Source organism: Mesorhizobium sp. M4B.F.Ca.ET.089.01.1.1, from assembly GCF_004022605.1.
GTDB lineage: Bacteria > Pseudomonadota > Alphaproteobacteria > Rhizobiales > Rhizobiaceae > Mesorhizobium > Mesorhizobium abyssinicae.
This window is the reverse complement of record NZ_RZOS01000428.1, coordinates 1-4,820: the sequence shown is the minus strand read 5'-3', so window position 1 is coordinate 4,820 and position 4,820 is coordinate 1. Positions and strand designations below refer to the sequence as shown.

The 4,820-nt window shown below is 66.4% G+C and carries 8 protein-coding genes; 1 reads left to right on the top strand and 7 read right to left on the bottom strand.

What is annotated here, in order from left to right; all coding sequences use genetic code 11:
* From EN780_RS27685 to EN780_RS27660, 7 genes are all read right to left on the bottom strand, one after another.
* Window positions 1–186, bottom strand: a 186-nt coding sequence (locus EN780_RS27685; protein WP_128275889.1) for an SDR family NAD(P)-dependent oxidoreductase, incomplete at its 3' end; no start/stop codon positions are given.
* 26 nt (window positions 187–212) lie between these two features.
* Window positions 213–389 (bottom strand): hypothetical protein, encoded by a 177-nt coding sequence (locus EN780_RS39005; protein WP_189556781.1) that lies wholly within the window; start codon window positions 387–389, stop codon window positions 213–215.
* 79 nt (window positions 390–468) lie between these two features.
* Window positions 469–1,257 carry a FadR/GntR family transcriptional regulator gene (locus tag EN780_RS27680; protein ID WP_187331365.1) on the bottom strand — a complete coding sequence of 263 codons (789 nt, stop codon included), beginning with the start codon at window positions 1,255–1,257 and terminating at the stop codon, window positions 469–471.
* Between the two features lie 50 nt (window positions 1,258–1,307).
* Window positions 1,308–1,655 (bottom strand): RidA family protein, encoded by a 348-nt coding sequence (locus EN780_RS27675; RefSeq protein WP_127282887.1) that lies wholly within the window; start codon window positions 1,653–1,655, stop codon window positions 1,308–1,310.
* A 14-nt stretch (window positions 1,656–1,669) separates the two neighbouring features.
* Complete coding sequence (locus EN780_RS27670; RefSeq protein WP_128275888.1) at window positions 1,670–2,476, bottom strand: SDR family oxidoreductase; 807 nt, start codon at window positions 2,474–2,476, stop codon at window positions 1,670–1,672.
* A complete protein-coding gene (locus tag EN780_RS27665; RefSeq protein WP_127282889.1) occupies window positions 2,469–3,281 on the bottom strand; it encodes a shikimate dehydrogenase in 813 nt (270 codons plus the stop codon). Before EN780_RS27665 ends, EN780_RS27670 begins: the two co-directional genes overlap by 8 nt.
* Before the next feature lie 4 nt (window positions 3,282–3,285).
* Complete coding sequence (locus tag EN780_RS27660; protein WP_128275887.1) at window positions 3,286–4,176, bottom strand: 2-hydroxy-3-oxopropionate reductase; 891 nt, start codon at window positions 4,174–4,176, stop codon at window positions 3,286–3,288.
* A 102-nt stretch (window positions 4,177–4,278) separates the two neighbouring features.
* On the opposite strand from EN780_RS27660, the gene EN780_RS27655 reads away from it, so the two are divergent.
* Window positions 4,279–4,820, top strand: a 542-nt coding sequence (locus EN780_RS27655) for an aldolase/citrate lyase family protein (RefSeq protein ID WP_128275886.1), incomplete at its 3' end; no start/stop codon positions are given.

The window sequence follows — 4,820 nt, the reverse complement described above, 5'->3', positions numbered from 1 at the left end:
TTCCAGCGCTTCGCGGTCGGTGACGTCGACGGCGATCGGCACGATGCCGGGCCGTTCAGCCTGCAACTCCTTGAGCGCGGCCTGGCTGCGCCCGACGGCATAGACGTCGTAACCCGCGTCGCTCAACGCGACCGCGATGGCCCGCCCTATGCCGCTCGTCGCACCTGTGATGAAGGCTGTCGTCACGTGGGCTTTCCCCGATTGCCTGGCTTTCAGTGTGCGGCTTCGACCGCTGCCGCGAAACCAAGAAAACCAGCAAAAAGGAAAGATAAACTTTCGAAGGCCTTTTTGGCGGCTGGAATATTCCAATGCGCTTGCGCGGCCGCGAAACCCGCAAACCCAAGCAAAGTAAAGCTTTCACCGCGTGAAGCTGGGCTTTCGATCGCCAATCGAGCAAAAGCATGGCTTTCGCGAACGCCCGCCCGGCCGTGCTCGGCGAATGCGCGGCGCGTCGACGGCGGCGGGGCCCTATCCGGCCGTCGGCATGGGCTTGTTCATTTCGGTGAACAGCGAGGCCGCGGCCGCCTTCTGCTCGGCGTCCGTCGCCTCGACGCCCGAGGCCCGGGCGAGCGCGCGCACCCGGCCGAGACTGTTGTGCAGGTGCTTGCGCATGGCCTGGCGGGCTGCGCGGCCGTCCTGTCGTTCGATGGCATCGACGATAGCCTTGTGCTCATTGTGGATGCGCGCGTAGTAGCTGTCCTTGAGTTCGGGCTCGACCACGTAGCCGAGCTGGAAGCGCGGCACGATCATCGGCCGGAGATAGGCCAGGAAGCCGTGGATGAATTCATTGCGCGCGGCCTTGGCGATCGCCAGGTGGAAATCATAGTCGTAGTGGATCTGGACGACGGCCGGATCCGCCTGCTGGGCGTCGACCTGTTCCATCACGGCCCGGATCGCGCCCGCCTCGGCGTCGCTCCGCCGTTCGGCGCAGAGCCCGGCGGACTCCACCTCGACACTCAGCCTGAGTTCGAGCAGGGCGATGGTTTCCGGCAAGGTCCTCAACGCCTCGTCCGGGATCGAGAAATTGCGCGGCGCCGGCGTTTCGCTGACGAACATGCCGCGTCCCTGTTGCGGCACCACCATGCCTTCGGAGCGCAGCCGCGCCACCGCCTCCCGCACCACGGTGCGGCTGACGTCGTATTCGGCGCACAGCTCCGCCTCGGTCGGCAGTTGCGCGCCAGGCAGCAGCCGTCCGGAACGGATCTTTTCAGACAGGCTCTCCGCCACCACGGTGGAAAGCGGCTTGCGCTTGGTCATCAATATCCCTCCCGCCAGATTCGGGATGATGCCCGAACCGGCAAGACCATTCAAACCGCCGCGGTCACGATCAGCTCGACCAGCATGCCGGGCCTGGCCATCCGTCCCTCGCCGGAAGAGCGCGCCGGCGCATGCTCCTTCGGCACCCAGGCGTCCCAGACCGTGTTGACCTCGTCGAAGTCGCGGACGTCGTCGAGCCACATCTGGACGTGAAGGATGCGGCTCTTGTCGGTGCCGGCCTTGGCAAGCAGCGCATCGATCTTGCCGAGCACCTCGCGCATCTGATCGGCCGCGGACTGGCCGGGTTGAGCGACCTGGCCGGTGAGATAGAGCGTGCCGTTGTGGATGACACCGTGGTGGATGCGGGTGTCGAAGTCGAAGCGCTGGATATCGCCCACTGGATTGTCCTTGGTCAGATTGCCGGCGTTTGCCGGATCGGGTTGCCTTGCAGATATTGCGCGTAGGGCGCCTGAACGAGCCAGCCGGCGTCGACGGGCAGGGTGACGCCGGTGATCGACGCGGCGCGCTCGGAGCAGAGGAACAGCGCGGCCTCGGCGACATCGCGCGGCTCGACGAAGCGGCGCAGCGCGGTGGTCGCCTGTATGGCTTCGGGGTTGCGCTCGCCCTTGGCGATCTTTGCTTTCAGCCCGTCCGACAGCGTGTAGCCCGGGGCCACGGCGTTCACCCGAACCCCGTGCGGCCCAAGCTCGGCCGCCAGGATCTGCGTCAGCGCCAGAATGGCATGCTTTCCCGGCGTGTAGGCCGGCAGCGACAGCGGCGCGAAGGAGGCGAGCGAGCCGACGTTGAGGATGGCGCCGCGCCCGGCGGCCGACATCGACCGGCCGAAGACCTGGCAGCCGAGCAGCGTGCCGCGGTAGTTGATCCGCCACATTTTCTCGTCTTCGTCGAGGTCCTGATCGAGGACGTGCTTGCCGCTCTGCAGGATGCCGGCGCAGTTGACGACGACATGCGGCGTGCCGAACGGTTTCACGACGGCTTGTGCCAGCGCCTCGACCGAGGAGGGATCGCCGACATCGGTCTGGACGAACAGGGCGCGCGGCGCGCCGCCGCTCTCGCAGGCCTCGGCCGTTTCGTTGCCTCGTGCCGCGTCCCGGCCCGCGACGACCACCTGATAACCATCCTCGGCGAAGCGCAGGGCGATCGCGCGCCCAATGCCGGAAGTGCCGCCGATGATGACGGCTGTCAAAGCCTCAGCCATGGTGGCGATCCTTGCGCTCGATGTCGAAGAATTCGGCCATGGCTTCGACTTGGAAATCCATCATCGGGCGTCCAGGCTGGATGCGGCATCCGATCTCCTTCGCCGCCTTGAGCAGCGCCGTCTCGGCCGGCTCCATGATGATGTCGACCACCGTCATCTCCGGTGTCAGCCTGCTCACGTCGAGCGGCAGCGGATCGCTGGCCTTCAGCCCTGAAGGCGTCGCGTTGATCGCCATGTCCATGTCGGACGGATCGGGCTGGCCGACTTCGATTCGGCAGTTGGGGAAGCTCTTGCCGACCAGCGCTGCAAGCTTCGCGGCGCGATCCCTGTCGATGTCGGCCAGCCGGATCTCCGCCGCGCCTTCCTCCGCCAGACAGTAAGTCAGCGACGCCCCGGCGCCGCCGGCGCCGACCTGCAGGATGCGCCGGCCGGCGATCTGGTGCCCGCCGGCCTTCAGCCCGTCGATGAAGCCGACGCCGTCGAAATTGTCGGCGTACCAGGTGCCGTCCGCCTGCCTGCGCACCGAGTTGGCGCTCTGCACCCGCGCGGCGCGGTCGTGGGCGGCCGCACATTTGTGGTAGACCGGGACCTTGTACGGCACCGAGATGATCACGCCGCGGATGTTCTCGGCCGCCGTGATGCCGGCCCAGAACGTGTCGAAATCCTCCGGGCGACAGCTCAGCGGCACCATCAGGCTGTCGAGCCCCTTCTGCTCGAAGATCTCGTTGAACATGCCGGGGCTCTTCGCATGCCCCACAGGATGGGCCAGCATCACGAAGACATCGGCTTTGCCGGTACCACGCATCGGTTCATTCCTTTCCGGTTGACAGTTCATGGGCGCTGAGGATCTCGAGCGCCTGGACGAGGGACGAGTGGTCGGCCTCCGCGCCGCCTGCTCGGGCCGAACAGGCGGTCATCAGTTGCTGCGCCGCCGCCGTGTTCGGCAGCGCCACGCCAAGCGCGCGGGCGCTTTCCAGCGCCAAATTGAGGTCCTTCTGGTGCAGCCGGATGCGGAAGCCCGGCGCAAACGTCCGCGCGACTATGCGCTCGCCATGCACTTCGAGCACGCGCGACGAGGCGAATCCGCCCATCAGCGCGCTGCGCACCCTGGCGGGATCGCACCCTGCCTTGCTGGCAAAGACCAGCGCTTCGGCGACCGCCTCGATGTTGAGCGCGACGATGATCTGGTTGGCGATCTTGCAGGTCTGGCCGGCGCCGTTCTTTTCGCCGATCAGGGTAATGTTCTTGCCAAGCTTTTCAAGGATCGGCAGCGCCCGCTCGAACTCGGCGGCCGGCCCGCCGACCATGATGGTGAGGCTCGCCGCCTTGGCGCCGACCTCGCCGCCCGAGACCGGCGCATCGAGATAGCCGGCACCTGCCTGCCGGATCTGTGCCGCGAAGTCCGCCGTGGCGATCGGGCTGATCGAGCTCATGTCGATCACAAGCTTGCCGGCCGCGAGTCCGTCCAGCACGCCGTCTCGCCCAAGCAGCACGCGTTCCACGTCAGGCGTGTCGGGGAGCATGGTCACGATGATCTCGGACATCCGCGCCACTTCGGCCGCGGAGGCCACGACCGATGCGTTGAGGTCCTTCGGCAGAGGCGAGCGGTTGAGCACGGTGGCGATCTCATGCCCGGCGTCGGCGAGATGGCGCGCCATTGGCGCTCCCATGACGCCAAGTCCAATGAAACCGATCTTCATTTTCAACTCCCCTTGCGGACCAGCGCGAACTGCTCTTGCAGCCAAAGTTAGCCATATGATATAGGACATCATACAAATTTCAATCCTGGAGACGATCGCAAAATGCAAGAGCGCGTCAATTCGCTGAAGGCGGCCGTAACGGCCGCCCGGGCTCACATCGGCATCTGGTGCTCGCTGGCTTCGGCCCTCACCACCGAGATCGTGGCCGGCTCCGGAACCGGCTGGGTCCTGATCGACGGCGAGCACAGCCCAAACGATCTGCGCAGCATCATGGCGCAGCTGCAGGTGATAGGCGGCTTCGACAGCGAGGCGGTGGTGCGGCTGCCCTCCGACGACGCCAACCTGATCAAGCAGGCAATGGACATCGGCGCGCGCAGCCTGATGATCCCCAATGTGCGGACGGCCGCGCAGGCCCGCGCCATCGTTGCTGCGATGACCTACGCGCCAGGCGGCATCCGCGGCTTTTCCGTCGGCCACCGCGCCAATGCCTTCGGCCGCATCGCCGGCTATCATGCCAATGCGCGGGCCCAGCAGCTTCTTGCCGTGCAGATCGAGGATGAATCCGGCGTCGCCAATGCCGACGCGATCGCCGCGGTCGACGGCGTCGACGTCCTCTTCGTCGGCCCCGGCGACCTCTCGACGAA